The organism is Corynebacterium sp. HMSC077D03, from assembly GCF_001808545.1.
Taxonomy (GTDB): domain Bacteria; phylum Actinomycetota; class Actinomycetes; order Mycobacteriales; family Mycobacteriaceae; genus Corynebacterium; species Corynebacterium simulans.
The window spans coordinates 261,634-279,685 of sequence record NZ_KV793706.1; the positions used below are offsets into that span (position 1 = coordinate 261,634).

The 18,052-nt window shown below is 60.4% G+C and carries 20 protein-coding genes and 1 riboswitch; of the genes, 9 read left to right on the forward strand and 11 right to left on the reverse strand.

From position 1 onward, the window contains the following. Positions 1–87: 87 nt before the first annotated feature. From HMPREF2888_RS11675 to lepB (HMPREF2888_RS11690), 4 genes are all read right to left on the reverse strand, one after another. The gene (locus HMPREF2888_RS11675) at positions 88–393 is read right to left on the reverse strand and encodes a DUF2469 domain-containing protein (protein ID WP_061923219.1); all 306 of its coding nucleotides are present in this window, start codon (positions 391–393) and stop codon (positions 88–90) included. A gap of 66 nt (positions 394–459) precedes the next feature. Further along, positions 460–1,101: a ribonuclease HII gene (locus tag HMPREF2888_RS11680; protein WP_070518836.1), complete on the reverse strand. Its 642-nt coding sequence runs from the start codon at positions 1,099–1,101 to the stop codon at positions 460–462. Further along, complete coding sequence (lepB, locus tag HMPREF2888_RS11685; RefSeq protein ID WP_070518837.1) at positions 1,088–1,867, reverse strand: signal peptidase I; 780 nt, start codon at positions 1,865–1,867, stop codon at positions 1,088–1,090. The genes HMPREF2888_RS11680 and lepB (HMPREF2888_RS11685) overlap by 14 nt, the downstream gene beginning before the upstream one ends. Then, on the reverse strand, positions 1,845–2,648 hold the full coding sequence (gene lepB, locus HMPREF2888_RS11690) for a signal peptidase I (RefSeq protein ID WP_061923229.1): 804 nt from the start codon (positions 2,646–2,648) through the stop codon (positions 1,845–1,847). The genes lepB (HMPREF2888_RS11685) and lepB (HMPREF2888_RS11690) overlap by 23 nt, the downstream gene beginning before the upstream one ends. A gap of 160 nt (positions 2,649–2,808) precedes the next feature. Between lepB (HMPREF2888_RS11690) and HMPREF2888_RS11695 the strand changes: the two genes are divergently transcribed. Next, a complete protein-coding gene (locus HMPREF2888_RS11695) occupies positions 2,809–3,000 on the forward strand; it encodes a hypothetical protein (RefSeq protein ID WP_141744865.1) in 192 nt (63 codons plus the stop codon). Between the two features lie 139 nt (positions 3,001–3,139). Here the strand turns inward: HMPREF2888_RS11695 and rplS are convergent, their stop codons facing one another. Further along, positions 3,140–3,484 (reverse strand): 50S ribosomal protein L19, encoded by a 345-nt coding sequence (rplS, locus tag HMPREF2888_RS11700; protein ID WP_005528888.1) that lies wholly within the window; start codon positions 3,482–3,484, stop codon positions 3,140–3,142. 175 nt (positions 3,485–3,659) lie between these two features. Beyond that, positions 3,660–3,775: riboswitch (TPP riboswitch) on the forward strand. Between rplS and thiC the strand changes: the two genes are divergently transcribed. The 6 genes from thiC (at position 3,772) to HMPREF2888_RS11730 (ending at position 9,458) form a co-directional block, all read left to right on the forward strand. Beyond that, positions 3,772–5,529, forward strand: coding sequence for a phosphomethylpyrimidine synthase ThiC (thiC, locus tag HMPREF2888_RS11705; protein WP_070518838.1), 1,758 nt, complete (start codon positions 3,772–3,774; stop codon positions 5,527–5,529). It overlaps the preceding riboswitch by 4 nt. Further along, complete coding sequence (locus HMPREF2888_RS11710) at positions 5,522–6,163, forward strand: thiamine phosphate synthase (RefSeq protein ID WP_083296656.1); 642 nt, start codon at positions 5,522–5,524, stop codon at positions 6,161–6,163. Before thiC ends, HMPREF2888_RS11710 begins: the two co-directional genes overlap by 8 nt. After that, on the forward strand, positions 6,160–7,293 hold the full coding sequence (thiO, locus tag HMPREF2888_RS11715; protein WP_070518839.1) for a glycine oxidase ThiO: 1,134 nt from the start codon (positions 6,160–6,162) through the stop codon (positions 7,291–7,293). The genes HMPREF2888_RS11710 and thiO overlap by 4 nt, the downstream gene beginning before the upstream one ends. A 47-nt stretch (positions 7,294–7,340) precedes the next feature. Beyond that, on the forward strand, positions 7,341–7,538 hold the full coding sequence (gene thiS, locus HMPREF2888_RS11720) for a sulfur carrier protein ThiS (protein WP_061923244.1): 198 nt from the start codon (positions 7,341–7,343) through the stop codon (positions 7,536–7,538). A 4-nt stretch (positions 7,539–7,542) separates the two neighbouring features. Then, entirely contained in the window at positions 7,543–8,322 is a 780-nt protein-coding gene (locus HMPREF2888_RS11725) for a thiazole synthase (RefSeq protein WP_070518840.1), read from the forward strand. Beyond that, complete coding sequence (locus tag HMPREF2888_RS11730) at positions 8,322–9,458, forward strand: ThiF family adenylyltransferase (protein ID WP_070518841.1); 1,137 nt, start codon at positions 8,322–8,324, stop codon at positions 9,456–9,458. The genes HMPREF2888_RS11725 and HMPREF2888_RS11730 overlap by 1 nt, the downstream gene beginning before the upstream one ends. A 14-nt stretch (positions 9,459–9,472) precedes the next feature. Here HMPREF2888_RS11730 and HMPREF2888_RS11735 read toward each other — a convergent pair whose 3' ends face one another. The 6 genes from HMPREF2888_RS11735 to rimM all read right to left on the reverse strand — a co-directional run bounded on the left by HMPREF2888_RS11735 (position 9,473) and on the right by rimM (position 16,721). Then, on the reverse strand, positions 9,473–11,578 hold the full coding sequence (locus HMPREF2888_RS11735; RefSeq protein WP_070518872.1) for a YhgE/Pip family protein: 2,106 nt from the start codon (positions 11,576–11,578) through the stop codon (positions 9,473–9,475). Positions 11,579–11,696: 118 nt separating this feature from the next. After that, on the reverse strand, positions 11,697–14,027 hold the full coding sequence (locus HMPREF2888_RS11740) for a Tex family protein (protein WP_070518842.1): 2,331 nt from the start codon (positions 14,025–14,027) through the stop codon (positions 11,697–11,699). Positions 14,028–14,209: 182 nt separating this feature from the next. Continuing rightward, complete coding sequence (locus tag HMPREF2888_RS11745) at positions 14,210–14,791, reverse strand: hypothetical protein (RefSeq protein ID WP_070518843.1); 582 nt, start codon at positions 14,789–14,791, stop codon at positions 14,210–14,212. Positions 14,792–14,993: 202 nt separating this feature from the next. Continuing rightward, positions 14,994–15,356: a hypothetical protein gene (locus HMPREF2888_RS11750; protein ID WP_070518844.1), complete on the reverse strand. Its 363-nt coding sequence runs from the start codon at positions 15,354–15,356 to the stop codon at positions 14,994–14,996. Then, entirely contained in the window at positions 15,346–16,224 is an 879-nt protein-coding gene (trmD, locus tag HMPREF2888_RS11755) for a tRNA (guanosine(37)-N1)-methyltransferase TrmD (protein ID WP_070518845.1), read from the reverse strand. The genes HMPREF2888_RS11750 and trmD overlap by 11 nt, the downstream gene beginning before the upstream one ends. Beyond that, a complete protein-coding gene (gene rimM, locus HMPREF2888_RS11760) occupies positions 16,221–16,721 on the reverse strand; it encodes a ribosome maturation factor RimM (RefSeq protein ID WP_061923255.1) in 501 nt (166 codons plus the stop codon). Before rimM ends, trmD begins: the two co-directional genes overlap by 4 nt. A gap of 146 nt (positions 16,722–16,867) precedes the next feature. On the opposite strand from rimM, the gene HMPREF2888_RS11765 reads away from it, so the two are divergent. After that, a complete protein-coding gene (locus tag HMPREF2888_RS11765; protein ID WP_070518846.1) occupies positions 16,868–17,278 on the forward strand; it encodes a cupin domain-containing protein in 411 nt (136 codons plus the stop codon). Between the two features lie 23 nt (positions 17,279–17,301). Next, positions 17,302–18,018 (forward strand): TetR/AcrR family transcriptional regulator, encoded by a 717-nt coding sequence (locus HMPREF2888_RS11770; RefSeq protein ID WP_070518847.1) that lies wholly within the window; start codon positions 17,302–17,304, stop codon positions 18,016–18,018. Positions 18,019–18,052: the final 34 nt, after the last annotated feature.

The following is an 18,052-nucleotide window of genomic DNA, read 5'->3' on the forward strand; positions in this document are numbered from 1 at the left end:
CAAGTTACCGCGACAGGGCGCGCAAAGATGGTGTCGTTTGCTAAGCCAGCACAGCCTTATTCAGGAGCTGACATTTTAAGGAAATAACTATTCCGGCAGGAGGAAGTCTGGCTTATCCAGCTCCTCGATGTTGACGTCCTTGTAGGTAATAACGCGGACGTAGCGCACGAAACGAGCAGAGCGGTACATGTCCCATACCCAGGCATCAGACATGCGTACCTCGTAGTAGACATCCGGGCCCGAGGTGTGCGGGATGAGCTCCACGGCGTTCGCCAGGTAGAAGCGGCGCTCGGTTTCCACTACGTAGGAGAACTGGCTTACAACATCTCGATATTCGCGGTAGAGGGAGAGTTCTACTTCCGCCTCGTAGTTGTCGAGTTCCTCGGCGCTCACTTGCTAATCCTCCAAAGTTGTGGGGTCAATGGGCCTTAGCTTAACCCGGAAATCACCTGAACAGTTTCAGGCGCGCGCGAGAAATTTCGCGTGGGCTTGTGCCACGTTGCGATAGCTCATCCGGTGTTCCGGGCAGGCACCCAATTGGGCGATCGCTTCCTGATGAATAGCCGTTCCATAGCCCTTGTGCGAGCCCAGACCATAGCCCGGATACTGCCTATCGAGCTCATCCATAACGTGGTCGCGCGTGACCTTCGCCAGTACGCTGGCAGCCGCAATGCAGCGCGCCGCGGCGTCGCCGCCCACCATGGGCAGCTGGGGTGCGGGCATGCCGGGGATCTTCAGGGCGTCGGTAAGCACGTAGTGCGGGCGCACCTCCAGGCGCGCTACCGCCCTGCGCATTCCAGAGACGTTAGCGTGCTGGATGCCGCGAGAATCAATGTCATCCGCCCCAATATGCACCACAGACCAGGCCAGAGACTTGTCTTTGATGATGGGATAGAGCTTCTCCCGCGTCTTGGGCGTGAGCTTTTTAGAGTCGGTGAGCTTATCCAACTCCGGAACGATCTTCTCCGGCAGGATGCACGCGGCGATAGTAATCGGCCCGCAGCACGCCCCGCGGCCGGCCTCATCGACGCCGGCTACCGGGCCCAGGCCAGCCTTACTCAAGGCCACTTCGTAGGTGCGCTGTTGTTTAAGCCGCCGCATGTTGGATTTTGGGATCGTCGATAAGCTGTGCGCGTGGAATCGGCAGAACCACTGCCTCTACCTTGCCGCGAACATTGTCCACCGGAATCGTGCCCTGCAGGTTATCGCCCAAGTGCGCGCGGGAGTCGAGCGAATTCGTGCGATTATCACCCATCACCCAAATATTTCCCTCTGGGACCGTAACGGGGCCAAAATAGCTGCCGCCGCAGGCCTCCGAGCCAGCTGCGGTATCCACCGGCATCTCTGGCGGGGTTTTGACATAAGACTGGTCGATGGGCTGGCCATCCACCATCACTGCCGGGTCGCCTGCCTCGCAGGAAACGGTCTGACCTTCGGTAGCGATCACACGCTTGACCAAAATGTTTTCACCATTAGGCAGCAAGCCGATAGCCGCGCCGGCATTTTCGACGCCGCGAACGAGCACGTTATCGGAGCGTTTTATTTCGAAAGAGGAATTCCAGGAATCGGCGCCCGCGAAGACCACGACATCACCGGGCTGCGGATCAGAGAAGTAATAGGTGAGTTTTTGGACCAAGATACGGTCATTCTTACAGCCCGCACAGCCATGCAACGTCGGCTCCATCGAAGCCGACGGAATCAGATACATCCGCCCGATGAACGTCTGTACGAAAGCCAAGACCAGAAACACCACGATGACCGTAGGCAGAAGATCGCGCACGCGCACGCGCTCTTCTTCCGGGGCGTGGTCAACGGCGCGGTTTTCTAGGTTGGGACGCCGCTTTCTAGGCCTGGATGTCTGGGTCATCTACCCCACCGATGTGGTTGAACGGGAAGAACACGAACATGACCTTGCCGCGGACGTTTTCTACCGGAATGGTGCCCTGGTACTGATCCTGCATGTGATAGCGGGAGTCCGCGGAAGCCGTGCGGTTATCGCCCATTACCCAGATGTTTCCTTCCGGAACGGTAACTGGGCCAAAGTAGGCACCGCCGCAGGCATAGGAACCGGTCTTCTCGTCAACCTTGTAGGTTGGCGGATCCATGACGTAGTCCTGGTTAATCGGCTTGCCATCCACCATCACAGCTGGATCGCCCTCCTGACAGGACACGGTCTGGCCGCCCGTAGCTACGACGCGCTTGACCAAGGTGTTCTCATCCGGCGGGGTCAGCGAGACGTAGCTCAGTACATCCTGAATCTTGTGAATGACCTCGTTGGAAGAACGCGGCGACTGGTAATTGCGGTTCCAGTCATCGGTGCCCTTGAACACCACGACGTCGCCAGGCTCTGGGCCCTTATCTCCGTAGTAGGAAATCTTCTCGGTGAAGATGCGGTCATTGGTGCAGCCATCGCAGCCGTGGAGGGTTGGCTCCATCGAACCAGAAGGAATGACATATTGGCGGCCGATGAAGGTTTGTACGAGGCCTACCACGCACAATACGCAGAGGATGATGAGAAGGGTCTCCAGGAGCCACGGCAGCTCCTTTTTCTCCTTCTTTTCTTTCTTCTCTGATACTTCTTCTACCGGCTTGGCCTCGCTAGTCGCGACGTCTGCGCCATGGTCTTCGAATTCCTTCTCGTTATTCACGGGCTAAATCCTAGCAACAATGGGCCCGAAAACCGGTACCCTGACGAAAGCATTCAGCGAACTCTAAGTTCGCCGAATCCCCCATCAGTCCCCCGCGAGCTCCGCAAACTTCCATCAAAAAGTATTGAATTACTTTTTCGCCTGTAGTAGCGTGCTGTTTATGTCTTTGGGAATAATTGAACTTCTTTTCATACTCGTACCGCTACTGATCATCGTTGCGATCGTCGCGGGCGTCGTCTGGTGGGCGAAAAAGGTAAGGAGCGACCAACAAGACATTAAGCACATGCTCGCCGAGCAGCAAATGGCCCAGGGCTCCACCCAGCAGCCGGGCACCAGCTCAGCACAGATTTAAACGCAGCACCAAAACCAAGAAAACTAGAGCAAAGCTAACAGTCCAGACCTAACAGTCTAGACATAGCAAAAGCGCCCACTCTCCCTCTCGAACCTCGAATGAGGAACGAAAACGGAGGCGGGCGCTTTCGGCGCTAGAACTAGCGGCGCTCCTTGATGCGAGCCTTCTTGCCGCGCAGGTCGCGCAGGTAGTACAGCTTTGCACGGCGGACACGGCCGCGGCGTACAACCTGGATGGACTCGATGTTCGGGGAGTGAACCGGGAAGGTACGCTCAACGCCGATGCCGAAGGAGACCTTACGGACGGTGAAGGTCTCACGGATGCCAGCGCCCTGGCGGCGGATGCACACGCCCTTAAAGAGCTGAACACGCTGGGTCTTACCCTCGATGACCTTGACGTTTACGTCGAGGGTATCGCCTGGGCGGAAGTCTGGAACATCGTCACGCAGCTGTGCTGCATCTACCTTGTCAATGAGGTTAGCCATTGTTTTTCCTTTTCAGTTTAAGACAGAGGACCCTAGCGCCCCTTCATCCTTGAAGAAGCTGACCGGTTCGTGCCTGTTACATAGAACAAAGGAATTCTTCCATACCCACCGCGCGAACAGCAAATTCTTGCAATTCCAAGACAGACGCGCATCACAGGGTTTATGGTGTGTGATGCAAGTACCCCACGGGTGCCCACGAAGAAGTGGGCTGAGATAGGCGCCAAGGCCGCGTCTAGACCGTTCGAACCTGTCTGGTTAGCACCAGCGAAGGAAGTGAGGAAGGCGCCATGTCGGCTACCCCTAACGAGATCCATCCAAAGCACTCTTACTCCCCCATCATCCGTGATGGACTGGAGGTACCGGAAACCCAGATCGAGCTCGATGACTCACCCACTGGGCCCAACGAGCCTTTCCGCGTCTACCGCACCCGCGGCCCCGAGTGTGAGCCGGAGGTGGGCCTGCCGGGTCTGCGCAGCGAGTGGATTGCAGGCCGCGACGACGTTGAGGAGTATGCCGGCCGCGAGCGCAATCTGGCCGATGACGGCAAGTCCGCCCAAAAGCGTGGTGCGGCCTCAGCGGAATGGCGCGGCGAGAAGCGTGCTCCTTTGCGCGCCAAGGCCGGCAAGCGCGTCACCCAGATGCACTATGCCCGCAAGGGAATCATCACCAAGGAAATGGAGTTCGTGGCGCTGCGCGAGCACTGCGATCCCGAGTTCGTGCGTTCCGAGGTCGCCCGCGGACGCGCGATTATCCCGAATAACATCAACCACCCTGAGTCCGAGCCGATGATCATCGGCCGCAAGTTCTTGACCAAGATCAACGCCAACATCGGCAACTCCGCCGTGACTTCTTCAATCGCAGAAGAAGTGTCCAAACTGCGCTGGGCCACCCGCTGGGGAGCCGATACCGTGATGGATCTTTCCACCGGCGATGACATCCACACCACCCGCGAGTGGATTCTGCGCAACTCCCCAGTACCGATTGGCACCGTGCCTATCTACCAGGCGCTGGAGAAGGTAAACGGCGTGGCCGAGGACCTTACCTGGGAGATCTTCCGCGATACCGTCATCGAGCAGTGCGAGCAGGGCGTGGACTACATGACCATCCACGCCGGCGTTCTGCTCCCATTCATCCCGTTGACCACGGGGCGCGTCACCGGAATTGTCTCCCGCGGCGGTTCGATTATGGCCGGCTGGTGCCTGGCCCATCACAAGGAGTCCTTCCTCTACGAGAACTTCGACGAGCTGTGCGAGATTTTCGCGCAATACGACGTCGCCTTCTCCTTGGGCGATGGCCTGCGCCCCGGCAGCCTGGCTGACGCCAACGACACCGCGCAGTTCGCCGAGCTCAAGACCATCGGCGAGCTCACCCGCCGCGCCTGGGAGTACGACGTGCAGGTCATGGTGGAAGGCCCCGGCCACGTTCCGCTGAACATGATCCAGGAAAACAACGAGCTGGAACAGGACTGGGCCCACGACGCCCCGTTCTACACCCTGGGCCCGCTGGTCACGGACATCGCTCCAGGATATGACCACATCACTTCCGCCATCGGCGCCGCACACATCGCCATGGGTGGCACCGCGATGCTGTGCTACGTCACCCCGAAGGAGCATCTGGGTCTGCCGAACCGCGACGATGTCAAGACCGGCGTCATCACCTATAAGCTCGCCGCGCATGCCGCCGACGTGGCCAAGGGCCACCCCGGTGCGCGGGCATGGGACGACGCGATGAGCAAGGCCCGCTTCGAGTTCCGCTGGCACGATCAGTTCGCGCTTTCGCTCGACCCTGAGACCGCGCAGGAATACCACGATGAGACCCTGCCGGCTGAGCCCGCCAAGACCGCGCACTTTTGTTCGATGTGTGGCCCGAAGTTCTGTTCCATGCGGATTAGCCAGGACATCCGCGATACTTTCTCGGATTCCCTGGGCATGCCGAGCTTTCCCACCGATGCCAAGGCCGGCGAGGCAATGATGTCAGCCGAGTTCAAGGCGCAAGGCTCCAAGCTCTATCAAACGGCAGACAAGGAACCAGCCGACCGTGCTTGATCTGCGTTGTTACTTCGTCACCGGCACCAATATGTCACCGGAGATTGCCGCGGCCGCCGTGCGTGGTGGCGCGGGTGTGGTACAGGTGCGTTCAAAGCCTATTTCTGCCCGCGCGCTCTATGATTTGGGCGCCCGCGTGGCCGAGGCGGTGCACGAGGTAAATCCGCGCGCGCACGTGCTTATCGACGACCGCGTCGACGTCGCCCTAGCTCTGCGTTGCGCGGGCGCGCCCGTCCACGGCGTGCACATCGGCCAGGACGATCTCTGCCCACGTGCCGCGCGTGAGCTGCTCGGCCCCGATGCCATCATCGGCCTGACCACGGGAACGCTTGAGTTAATTAGGGACGCGAACCAGTACGCGGACGTCCTCGACTACGTCGGCTGCGGTCCCTTCCGCGCTACCCCGACGAAGGATTCCGGGCGCACCCCGCTGGGGCTCGAGGGCTACCCAGAGATCGTCAACGCCTCGCAGCTGCCCGTAGTCGCCATCGGCGACGTCACCGCGGACGATGCCGCCGAGCTCGCTGCAACCGGCGTCGACGGCCTGGCCGTCGTGCGCGGAATCATGAATGCCCCGGACCCGGCGGCCTACTGCGAGCGTCTCCTGAGCGAATTCGAGAAAGGTCGCGCATGAGCGCTGCCAGCGTTACTAGTACCGCCAGCTCAAGCGTTGCCATCGTCGGCGCCGGGGTCATTGGCCTTGCCACCGCAGTGGAGTTGGCCCAGTCAGGGATCAATGTCGATGTCTTCGACCCAGCGCCGGCATCCGGCGCCACGCACCATGCCGGCGGCATGCTGGCGCCCGCCGCGGAGGTGGTCTATCAACAAGACCCGCTCTTTCCGCTGATGCAGGCCTCGGGCAAGTGGTATCCGGAGCTTATCGCGGCCGTCGCCAAGCACAGCGACCTCGATACCGGCTACCGCGACGAAGGCACGCTCGTGGTAGCCGCAGACCGCGCCGATTCCCAGCATCTGTCAGAGCTCATGGACTACCAGAATGCGCACGGCATGCAGGTCGAGCGCATCACCGTGCGGCAGGCGCGCTCCCTCGAACCGGGGCTGAGCCCACGCCTGGCCGGCGCTGTCTCAATTCCTGGGGATACGCAGGTCTTCCCCCGGCAATGGGCGCTCGCGCTATACGACGCCGCGGAAAACCTAGGCGTGCGCTTTCACCGCACAAAGGTCACACGCGTCGACGATGGAGTCGACGGCGGAATGGTACACACCGAAGGAGGTACTTTCGCCGCAGACCAGGTGGTGTTGGCTGCCGGGCTGGGGGCGGATGGTCTTAGCGAATGGTCGCAACCGCTGCGCCCAGTCTACGGCGACATCCTGCGCCTACGTGTGCCAGAGCAACGCCGCCCGCTGCTAGACCGCGTGGTGCGCGGATTCGTGGAAGACCGCCCTATCTATCTGATTCCACGCGGCGACGGAACCATCGCCGTGGGCGCGACCAGCCGCGAGGATAGCCTCAATGCCCCGCTGGCCGGCGGTGTCTATGACCTGCTGCGCGATGCCATCCGGGTGCTGCCGGGCATCGAAGATTGCGAGTTCCTAGAAGCTACCACCGGCGCCCGCCCGGGCACGCCTGATGATCTTCCCTACCTGGGTCGCGTGAGTGACAGGCTCATTGTCTCCACCGGGTATTTCCGCCACGGTATCCTGCTGGCCGCCTTCGGTGCACGGTGTACGCGCGAGATCGTCCTCGGCGAGGACCCCAGCATCGACCTTTCGGCCTGCGACCCGCTGCGCTTTGCGCGCTAGAGCCGAAGTAAAGACAGCTATATCAAGACAGATATATAAGGAACACGATGACAATCACCTACAACGGGCAGAAGATGGATACCACCGCAGCAACAGTGGCGGCACTGATTGCCGAGGTAAATGCACCAGAGGCGGGCACTGCGGTGGCCATAAATGGCGCGGTGGTTCCACGCTCGGCGTGGGAAGACACCCGCCTCGAAGAAGGCGCGGTCATTGATGTTCTTACTGCAATCCAGGGAGGCTAGTAAAGTGCTGACAATCGCGGATAAGAGCTTTAAATCCCGGCTCATCATGGGCACGGGTGGCGCAAGCAGCCAGGACGCGCTGGAAAAAGCGCTGGTAGCCTCCGGCACGCAGCTGACCACCGTGGCGATGCGCCGCCACAGCGCGCAGGCAGGTGGCGAGAGCGTCTTTGACTTGCTGCGCCGGCTTAACATTGAGCCGCTGCCGAATACCGCGGGCTGCCGCACCGCGCGCGATGCCGTGCTCACGGCGCAGCTGGCGCGCGAGGCGCTAGGCACCAATTGGGTCAAGGTAGAAGTCATTGCGGATGAGCACACGCTGCTTCCCGATGTCGTAGAAACCATCGACGCCACCGAGCTCCTCGTGGCAGAGGGGTTTACGGTCTTGGCCTATACCAGCGATGACCCAGTGGCGGCGCTGCGCTTGGAGGATGCGGGCGCTTCCGCCGTGATGCCGCTGGGAGCGCCCATCGGCACGGGGCTGGGTATTTTAAATCCCCACAACATCGAGCTCATCGCCGCGCGCGCCAATGTACCCGTGCTTGTCGACGCCGGCATCGGCACCGCCTCCGACGCCGCCCTCGCGATGGAGCTAGGCTGCGACGGGGTTCTGCTGGCCAGCGCTATCAACCGCTGCCAAGACCCCGTGGCCATGGCCCACGCTATGCGTCATGCGGTGGCCGCCGGGCACTACGCCCGCCAGGCAGGACGCATCCCGCGCCGCGAGCATGCCCAAGCCTCTTCAACCTTTGAAGGCCTTGCCAGCTGGGCCGATGAGGTGCTCTAGTGGACCTTAGCGAACTCGAGTCTGCCCGCACCGCGCGCCAACAGGTGCTAATCGGCCAAGATGCGCAGGTAGCTCTTAACCGCGCGCACGTGCTCATCGTGGGTGCGGGCGGATTGGGCTGCCCGGTCCTGCAGCAGCTGGCCGCCGCGGGTATCGGGCACATTACGCTCATCGACGATGACGAGGTAGCGCTGAGCAATATCCACCGCCAGGTGCTCTTCGGCGTGGATGACGTGGGCCAGCCCAAGGCCGCGGTCGCCGCCCGGCGCGCCCGTAAACTACAGCCAGAGATACACATCGAGGCGAAAGTCGCCCGATTTAGCGCAGACAATGCACTGCAACTGTGTCAGGACACAGACCTCGTCATCGACGGCACAGATACCTTCGACACGAAGTACCTCATCGCCGACGCCTGCGAGGCAACCTCGACTCCGCTGGTCTGGGGCACCGTCTTGGGTTTTCGCGGCGACGTAGCACTATGGCATTCAGGCACTTTCGCCCCGGATGGCCGCGGCTGCGGTTTGCGCGACCTCTTCCCTGCCGCTCCCACTGCCGATGCCCTTCCCGATTGCGCCAGCGCCGGTGTTCTGGGAGCTACCACCTCCGTCATCGGCGGGCTGATGGCCACCGCCGCGATTGGCTGGTTCACCGGAATCGACACCACCGTGGGCCAGGTATCCAGCTACACCGCGTACCCAGCGAGCCTGCGCAGCTTCCGCGTCAGCGCCGATCCTGGACGCGCACTATGCACCTCACTGGAAGCTCATGCCGAGCTCAATTCTAACGCCAGCGTTGCTGCTAGCGCTGGCGTTGCTGCTAGCGCTGGCGAAGCTGCGGAGTGCTTCCTCGACATCCGTGACCCGTCCACGCTGCTTTATAGCTCGCTGCCGGCGAACTTGCGCCAGCACGCTCTGCCTTTTCACAAAATTGCGGCAGGCCCCGCCGGCGATGAGATGGTGCGCGCAGCACTGGGCTCCTTAGATGCTCCGGCTGGCGGCACCGTCTGGGTAATTTGTGATTCTGGCAGCCGCAGCGCCGGTTTCGCGCTGCGCTATGGCGAGCTCGCCGCGGGGCTTGGACTGCGGCTGCGCAGCTACCCCGGCGGCGCGGAGCGCCTACACCGGGAGCTTGGTTAGCTCGCGCACGCCGCTTAAGCCGTGGTCGCTGCCATGACCTTGTGCTCGTCCAACAGGCGGGCGGTGCCGTGGTGGCGTGCGCGGAAGATGAGGTAGCTGGCGGCTACCGCCAAGACGGTGACGCTGAGCAAGACCATGATGCCGCCGGCGAAGGTGCCGTCATGAATACCATCGGTGGCGCGGGTGAAGGCGTTCTTGGCATAGGTCATCGGGTGCAAAGGATGCAGCAAACGCAACGGTGCCGGGATGGCCGCCGTGGGCCACACGCCGCCGAAGACCATGACTCCCATGGCAAAAACGCCGACCGAGAAGATGGCGCCAATCCTGCGCCCGAAGGTCACCAGCAGCAGCTGGTAGGTGGCAGCGCCCACCATCGCGATTGCTGCGAGCACTCCCAGCATCATCGGCCAGCTTGCCGGGTGCCAGCCCATAAGCGTGGACATCAGCGCCATGCCCAGCAACAACAGGAAGTTGATGCCGCTAACCACCGCGAATGCGGGCAAAATGCCACGCAGATGATAAGGCAGGGTCATAGCGAGCAGCAGCATGGCTAGGAAGCCAAAGACGAGCACCAGAAGCATCGAGACGCCGCCCGTGATTTCCTTCTTGGTCGGGTCGACGGCACTAACGCCGGTCTGCACCGGATGGACGTTGGATTCGGTGAAGTTGATCGGCACCGCCATATTCTGTGCTGTCACGTCCGGCTGGGCAATATGCGGGGCCTTCTCAGCACCCTCGCCCAGTTTCGTGGCGAGCTGACCCGAACCATCCTTGAGCTGATCGATGCCGTCTTTCAATTGGGCACCGCCGCCCTTCAACTGACCGGTACCATCCTTGAGGCTCGTGGTGCCCTCTGCCAGGCGTCCCGCACCTTCATCCAGCTGCACGGCGCCGGTAGATAGCTCACCCACGCCGCTTTTCAGCTGGCCGGTTCCCTCCGCCAGCTGATGGGTGCCCTGGTTGAGCGTGAGCATGCCACCTAGGTACTCGGAATTCGGGTCGGACAAGTTGTAATTCAGCTGCTGCGTACCATCACGCAGCTTCTCCAGCTGGGAGACCATGTTGCTGCTATTTGCCGGATCCAGCTTCGTCAGCAAAGTGGAAAGCTGGTCTGCCTGGGCCGTCATTCCCATTCCGCGCAGCACATCGACCAAGCCGATGAGGCTCGGAACCACTAACTGTGCCTGCTGCAGGAGTGGGATGAGCATGCCGGTGAGCTGGCCGACGCCGCCTTCGATTTGGCTGGCGCCTTCGCCAAGCTTGCCCGTGCCCTCCAGCAACTTATCGGAGCCCGTCGCCAACTCGTTCGCGCCGTCGTCAAGCCGGCCCGCGCCCGTGGAAAGCTCGCTTACGCCCTGGACCAGCCGGCCAGTGCCATCGTGCAGCTGACCCGCACCGTTGTTGAGCTCGCCCGCTCCGGCATCCAGCTTGTCGATGCCGGTCACCGCCTTCTCGCCGCCAGCCTGCAGCTTGCCCACGCCCTCGTCAAGACGGCCTGCGCCTTCGGCCGCGGTACCAATGCCATCGCTGAGCTTGACCATGCCCTCGATGACTTGATCCGCATACTTTTTGGAAATCGCGTTTTCAACGCTGGTCTGCACCTGCGGAACTAGGCTCGAAGAAATCACCGAGCCATTCGTTCCGTAATAGTCGTTGCTGGCGAAGTGGATCTGCGGTTTGACCGGCTTATCGCTGATGATGGTGACCGCTTGCTCCGAGAAAACCTTTGGGATGGTCACCACCATCAGGTATTTGCCCTTTAACAACCCATCGTTTGCTTCCTGGGCGTTCATCTCGGCGAAGTTTAGGTAGTCAGTTTCTAGGAGGCCTTCTACTACTTGATCGCCGTAGTTGACGTATTTGCCCTGCTTTTCTACGCCGGCGTCCTCATTAACCACTGCCAGGTCAATCTGACGCATGTACTTGGAAGGGTCCCACATCGCCCACATCATCGTGGCTGCGAGGATGACTGGCGCTACCAGCAGGAAAACGATCAGCACCCGCGAGAGTGCGCTACGCGGGCGCCAGTCCAGGATGCGATGCCACCCCTTCGCTTCCGTTTCCTGCACGGCATGGGCAGCCGGCTGCGTGGCGTCGAACGGCGTTTGTTTCTGGTGCAAGGCGAAACCCTCCCTCATGAAGGAATGGTGACCGCGGTCACCCTCTTGTTTGTTTCACCAAACTTATCACTAACTCACCGCACTGCACTAGCACGCCACGAAGCAACTTTTAATAAAGTTATTTGCCGAAGCCGGCCTTCTTCAGCGCATCCGCCATGGAGCCGCCGGCGGGCCGTCCACCGGAATTGCCGCGGACACCACGCGCTCCACGGCCACCTTTGGCGCCATTGCCAGTGTTACCGCCTTTGCCGCTACCGCCGTTGCCACCACGCTTGCCACCACCCTGGCGTTGTGCAGGCTGGCCTGGTTCATCATCGAGGCGCAGCGAGAGGCCGATGCGCTGACGCTGCACGTCGACCTCCATGACCTTGACCTTTACTACCTGCCCGGAGCGCACGACCTCGTGCGGATCGGAGATGAACTTATTGCTCATCGCGGAGACGTGTACCAAGCCGTCCTGGTGCACTCCGACGTCCACGAAGGCACCGAAGGCCGCAACGTTGGTGACGGTCCCCTCCAAAATCATGCCCGGTACCAGGTCCGAGACTTTGTCCACGCCTTCCTTGAAAGTAGCGGTCTTAAACTCTGGACGCGGGTCGCGGCCAGGCTTGTCCAGCTCAGCGATGATGTCGGTGACAGTCGGGATACCGAAGGTCTCATCGGCAAAGTCGCCCGGCTGCAGCTTCTGCAGGACGTGGGAGTTACCAATCAAGTCCGCCACGCCCATGCCAGTGGACTCCGCAATGCGGGCGACCACCGGGTAGGCCTCAGGGTGAACTGCCGAGCTATCGAGCGGATCGGTTCCGCCATTGATGCGCAGGAAGCCTGCTGCCTGCTCGAAGGCCTTTGGTCCCAAGCGCGGCACCTTCTTCAGCTCCTTGCGGGATGCGAAGGAACCGTTCTCGTCGCGGTAGGCCACGATGTTATTCGCGATGGTGGAGTTCACGCCCGCCACGCGCTCAAGCAGCGGAACAGATGCGGTGTTTAGGTCAACGCCGACGCCGTTTACTGCATCCTCAACCACGCCGTCGAGGGTGCGCGCCAGCGAGGTCTGGTTGACATCGTGTTGATACTGGCCCACGCCGATGGCCTTCGGATCAATCTTGACCAGCTCCGCCAGCGGATCCTGCAGGCGGCGTGCGATGGAAACCGCGCCGCGCAAGGAGACATCCATGTCTGGGAACTCATCCGCGGCAAGCTGGGAGGCCGAGTACACCGAAGCGCCGGACTCGGAGACAACGACGGGCGTCGGACGCTGGCCGCCGGCCTGCTTCAACATGTCGGCGATCTCGTTGGCCAGCTTCTCCGTCTCACGGGAAGCGGTGCCGTTGCCGATGGCCATAAGGTCCACCGAGTGCTTAGCGCACAACGTTGCCAAGGTGCTAACAGCTTGGGACCACTGGTTCTGCGGCTGATGTGGATAGACAATTGCGGTATCAAGAACCTTGCCGGTGGAATCAACTACAGCGCACTTCACGCCGTTTCGATAGCCCGGGTCCAGTCCAATCGTGGCGCGTTGACCCGCCGGTGCCGCCAACAAGACGTCGCGCAGGTTGGTAGCAAAGACCTTGAGCGCGCCCTCCTCCGCGATTTCTTTGAGGCGCATGCGCACATCAAGGCCAGAAGAGATGTAGAGCTTCGTGCGCCAGCCCCAGTGCACGGCGTCGGAAAGCCACTTGGAATCCTTAACCGCAAGATCAAAACGCTCGGCAATCATGCCCTCATAGACTTCGTCTTCACCGGCATCCAGGTTGAGCTGGAGAACGCCCTCGTTCTCACCGCGCAGCAACGCCAGGATGCGGTGCGAGGGCAGCTGGTCGAAAGGCTCAGAGAACTCGAAGTAGTCCTTAAACTTGGCGCCTTCGGTTTCCTTGCCAGCCACCACGGAAGCACCCATGGTGCCCTCGTTGAACATGCGCTCGCGCACCTCGCCGACCAAGTCGGCGTCGAGAGCAAAACGGTCAATGATGATGGAACGCGCGCCCTCGAGAGCCTTCTTGGTGTCTTCAAATCCTTCAGTCAGGAACTGCCCCGCCATCTCTTCTGGATTGGCCGTGGGGTTCTCAATGAGCTTGTCCGTCAACTCTTCCAGGCCGGCCTCGCGAGCGATGTCGGCCTTGGTCTTGCGGCGCTTCTTGTATGGCAGGTACAGGTCTTCCAAACGCGCCTTGGTCTCACACTCGAGAATCTGTGCACGCAGCTCGTCGGTGAGCTTTCCTTGCTCATCGATAGCCGCCAAAATTGCCTCTTTACGCTCTTCCAATTCGCGCAGGTACGTCGCGCGCTCCTCGATGGTGCGCAACTGCGAATCATCCAAACCACCAGTGGCTTCTTTGCGGTAGCGCGCGATGAATGGGACAGTGTTTCCCTCCGCCAGAAGCGTCAAAGCAGTCTCAACCTGAGACTCCTTTACACCAATCTCTGCGGCGATGGTAGCTGCAATCTTCAAAAGAAATCCTCACCTTTGTGGCTGATTTTCTGGACTCAACAAAGGTACCGCACCGCCCTTTCATCCCAGCGATGAGCGCTCCAACTCCTCAATTACTTCCCCTCACGCAGTAACGCCCCAACACATTCGTGTCGGGGCGACTCGTTCAGGAAGCGAAAGCGCTTTGGCGTGCTGGCAGAGTGCTAGTAGATGAGAACTGCTGCGTTGTCGCCTCCAGAACAGCGGACAGAGGAGGACGTGCCGGAGCAGTACATGTCGTAGTTGCCGCCGGTAGCCGGAGAATAAACCTTCAGCGTTGCGTTCGGGGAGCCGGTCGCGGCGTAGTTGCTTACAAAGGATGAATAAACATTTGCTGCAAAGCTTTGCGAGGTGTTGCCAGTGAGCGCTCGATAGCTGGAGTATCCAGAGGAGTAGGACGGAGCTTGTGCAACGCGCTCAACGGGTACGACGGGTTCTGGCGCCTGCGCGGTCACGGTGGCCGGGCGCTGCTCAGTGACAGTTACTGGGGCAGCCTCCTGTGCAGGGGAGACGAGTACTGGGGAGGCCGCACCAGCAGCAGCATCATCAGAGCCGCCACTTTTGCACATGAACGCCATGACGCCCGCCACGATTGCAGCCAAGCAAAGACCAACGATGGCCGTAATAGCCACCGTCAAGCCGGTTGATATCCCGCCGCGTTGCTCTGTGGGTGCCACGTAGTTATCTGCCGGATCGGTGAAACCAGCGACGTTGTTGGCCGGAGGGAAAGTATTGGGGATGGACATGCGTTGCACCTGCCTTGTATCGAGTAAAGAGAGAAGGAAGAAAGGAGACTTCCTGTTGATGAACTCATGTTAAGACGGGCGCTGCCAACGACGATTGAATCCGGGGAACATTCCTCTTTCCGCAACTCACAAGATGATTTTGCAGCAACTAATCAGAGGGCGAGGTTCCCCATTTTCGTCGCCGAAGTTACTACCTAAAGATTTATGGTTGCCACGCGCAGGCGGTACCCAACCCAAACTCGGTATGACCGATCTCGGAGGTGCCGTACCACAGCGTGTGCGGCGGCAAACAGTCCACCACCACCGCGGTGACCTTATGCAAGGGCAGGTCAGAGCTGCCATTGACGATGACGCGCCACACGCTCTCACCTACTGGTGCGCTGCCGTGCTTGGACATGTACTCGTTGACCAAGATGTTGTCTGGCTCGCAGGTAAAGGAGATGACCTCCGCGCTGATATTCGCCGGCTCATAGCCGCCTTCTGCCAGCTGCTGCGGCATGTGGGTAAGAATGTCATTCCATTCTTTCTCCGTCATCAAAATAGATAGATCGGTACTAACTTCCATTGCGTAGCTGCTCCAAGTACTTGCGGTCGGCTTTATCGAGCTCCACGCCGTCCAATAGCTCGGGGCGGCGTTCAAAGGTGCGGCGCAGGGATTGCTCGCGGCGCCACCTATCCACGAGCGCGTGGTTTCCAGAGGTCAGCACCTCAGGCACGGCCAGCCCGCGCCATTCACGTGGTTTGGTGTAGCTCGGCCCCTCCAGCAAACCATCGGAGAATGAATCTTCCTCATGAGAGCGCTTGTTGCCCAGCACTCCTGGGATTAAGCGCACGATGGCCTCGGCCATGACGAGCACCGCCACTTCCCCGCCGATCAACACGTAGTCACCGATGGAGACCTCGCGTACGCGGTAGCGCTGCGCTGCATCGTCAATGACGCGCTGGTCGATGCCCTCGTAGCGCCCGCAGGCAAAGACGATATGTTCCTCATTGGACCACTCTTGGGCGTCTGCCTGCGTGAAAGGTTTTCCGGCAGGCGTCGGCACGATCAGCAGCGGCAAGGACTCGTCCTCCGCAGCCTCATTCGCGCCGGCGGATGCGCCCGCTGGACGTGCATAGGCTTTCGCTTCGACGCCCTCGACGTCGTCGTGGCGCGGCTTATTGAGGTGCGGGAGCGAGGATTCCAGGTCCGCGGTGCGCGCGGCGCCACTGGCGACGTCGTCAAGCGCAGGGCCCCAGACCTCCGGCTTCATCACCATGCCGGGGCCGCCACCGAAGGGCGAATCATCCACCGACTTATGTGTATCGGTGGCCCAGCCGCGCAGATCGTGCACGCCCACCGAAAGCTTGCCTTGTTCGATGGCCTTGCCCAGCAGAGCATGGCGCAGCGGGTCTAGGTATTCAGGGAAAATTGTGACGACGTCTAGCCTCACAGCTCTAGCAATCCTTCCGGTGGCGTAATCGTGCAGGTACCTTCCTCAAGATCGACCTCGGGAACGATTTCTTCAACGAAGGGAATCAAGGCTTCCTTGCCAGATTCCAATCGCACCTCTAGCAAGGACTGGGTTGGCCCATGGGTAATTCCGGCGACTTCACCGATGTCGGCCCCCTCGTGGATGACGCGCAGACCCTCGAGCTCGTGGTCGTAGAAACCTTCGTCGTCTGGGTTATCCAGTGGCGGCGCAAAAAATTGGGTGCCGCGCAGGCTATCGGCTGCGGTTCGGTCTTTTACTTCCTCGAAGGTAATGAGCAGGCGGCCCTTGTGCGCGCGCACTGCCTTGACGGTGAGATCGTGTTCCTTCTTTCCCTGGCGGCCATGGAGCACTTCGCCCACCGCGAAGCGGATTTCGGGCTCGTCGGTGGTGGCTTCGACGCTCAGCTCGCCTTTGATTCCGTGCGATTTGATGACACGGCCGATCATTAGTTCCATTTGCTCAACTTTAATCGCTTCCAACTGACGGCACGAACTACAATATTTTATACGGCTTGAGTCTTATTAAATCTGATGTTTTTGGGTAACGTTGAGAATGAAACCACCGCCTTTAGATAAAGGAGAAGCCCATGACAGATAGGCCCGTGGCAGAGCTTCCAATCAATGACGTAACCACCTTCGGCAATGCCAGCCATCACGGCGAGAAAATGCTCAACCTGGACCTCCTGGCGGAGGCGCCGGAGCCGAACGCGCAGCGCCCACGCCCGGCCGTCAAACGCGTGTTAAGCGCCGATGGCGGCAACCTCATCCTATTCACCTTTAACGCGGGCCAAAGTTTGCCGGATCACAAGGCTGCACATCCGATTACCGTACAAACGTTGCGCGGAGAAGTCTTGTTTACGTGTGGAGGCAAAGAAGTCCTCCTCCGGCCAGGCCAGATCATCCACCTTCCGGCCTATGTTCCACACCAGGTTGACGCGGTGGAATCTGACGGCGATTCACCGGCAATTATGCTGCTCACAATGTTGACAGGAGAAACAATAGTAAGCGCTTAAGACGGTGATAGCATAGCCAAATCATGAGTACCTCCAAGCCATATCATCACGGAAATCTGCGCGCGGAGATGTTGCGTGTAGCAGTAGAGCTCGGCCGAAAGCATGGGCCTGACGCGGTGAGCATTCGTGCAGTCACGCGCGCCATTGGTGTGTCCCCCACCTCAGCGTACCGCCACTTCACGGATCAGGAGGAACTGCTACGCGCGGTTGCCGACGCCTCGATTGATGAGCTCCTCAAGCGCCTCGACGCCGCGCTGATCGAGGCCGAGGACTTCGCCGCGCAGGAAGAAAATCCAGGTCCCATTCACGTCGAGCAGCTCATGCACGCCGCAATGGCTTACCTCCGCTTCGCTTTGGACGAAAACGGCTTCTTCCAATGCATCTTGTCTGGACGCGGCTTTAATTACCCGCGGGCATTCAACGACGATCTAGACATGGGCGCTTCCGACGGCCACTCGTCTACGCTGCACCGCTTCTATCACCTACTGGCCAAGCACGCGATAGACACCGATGGCACAGCGGATTACACGCACTTTCCCGTCAACGCGCTTGCTGCTTGGGCCACGGTGCACGGCTTTTCGGTACTCGCCACCAGCGGTCACCTCAGCGCGCTGCCGGAGCAAATGAAGCTCGACATCGCCAAATCCGTCTTCGCCGCCTCCATCCGCGGCACCGATTTTAAGAATCCGGAAAATCCTTATCGCAACTACCCAGGCAGCGTGCGCCCGGAAGCGCAATAGCAAAGGAAGCAAAGGGCGCCTGTTACCGTTCCCC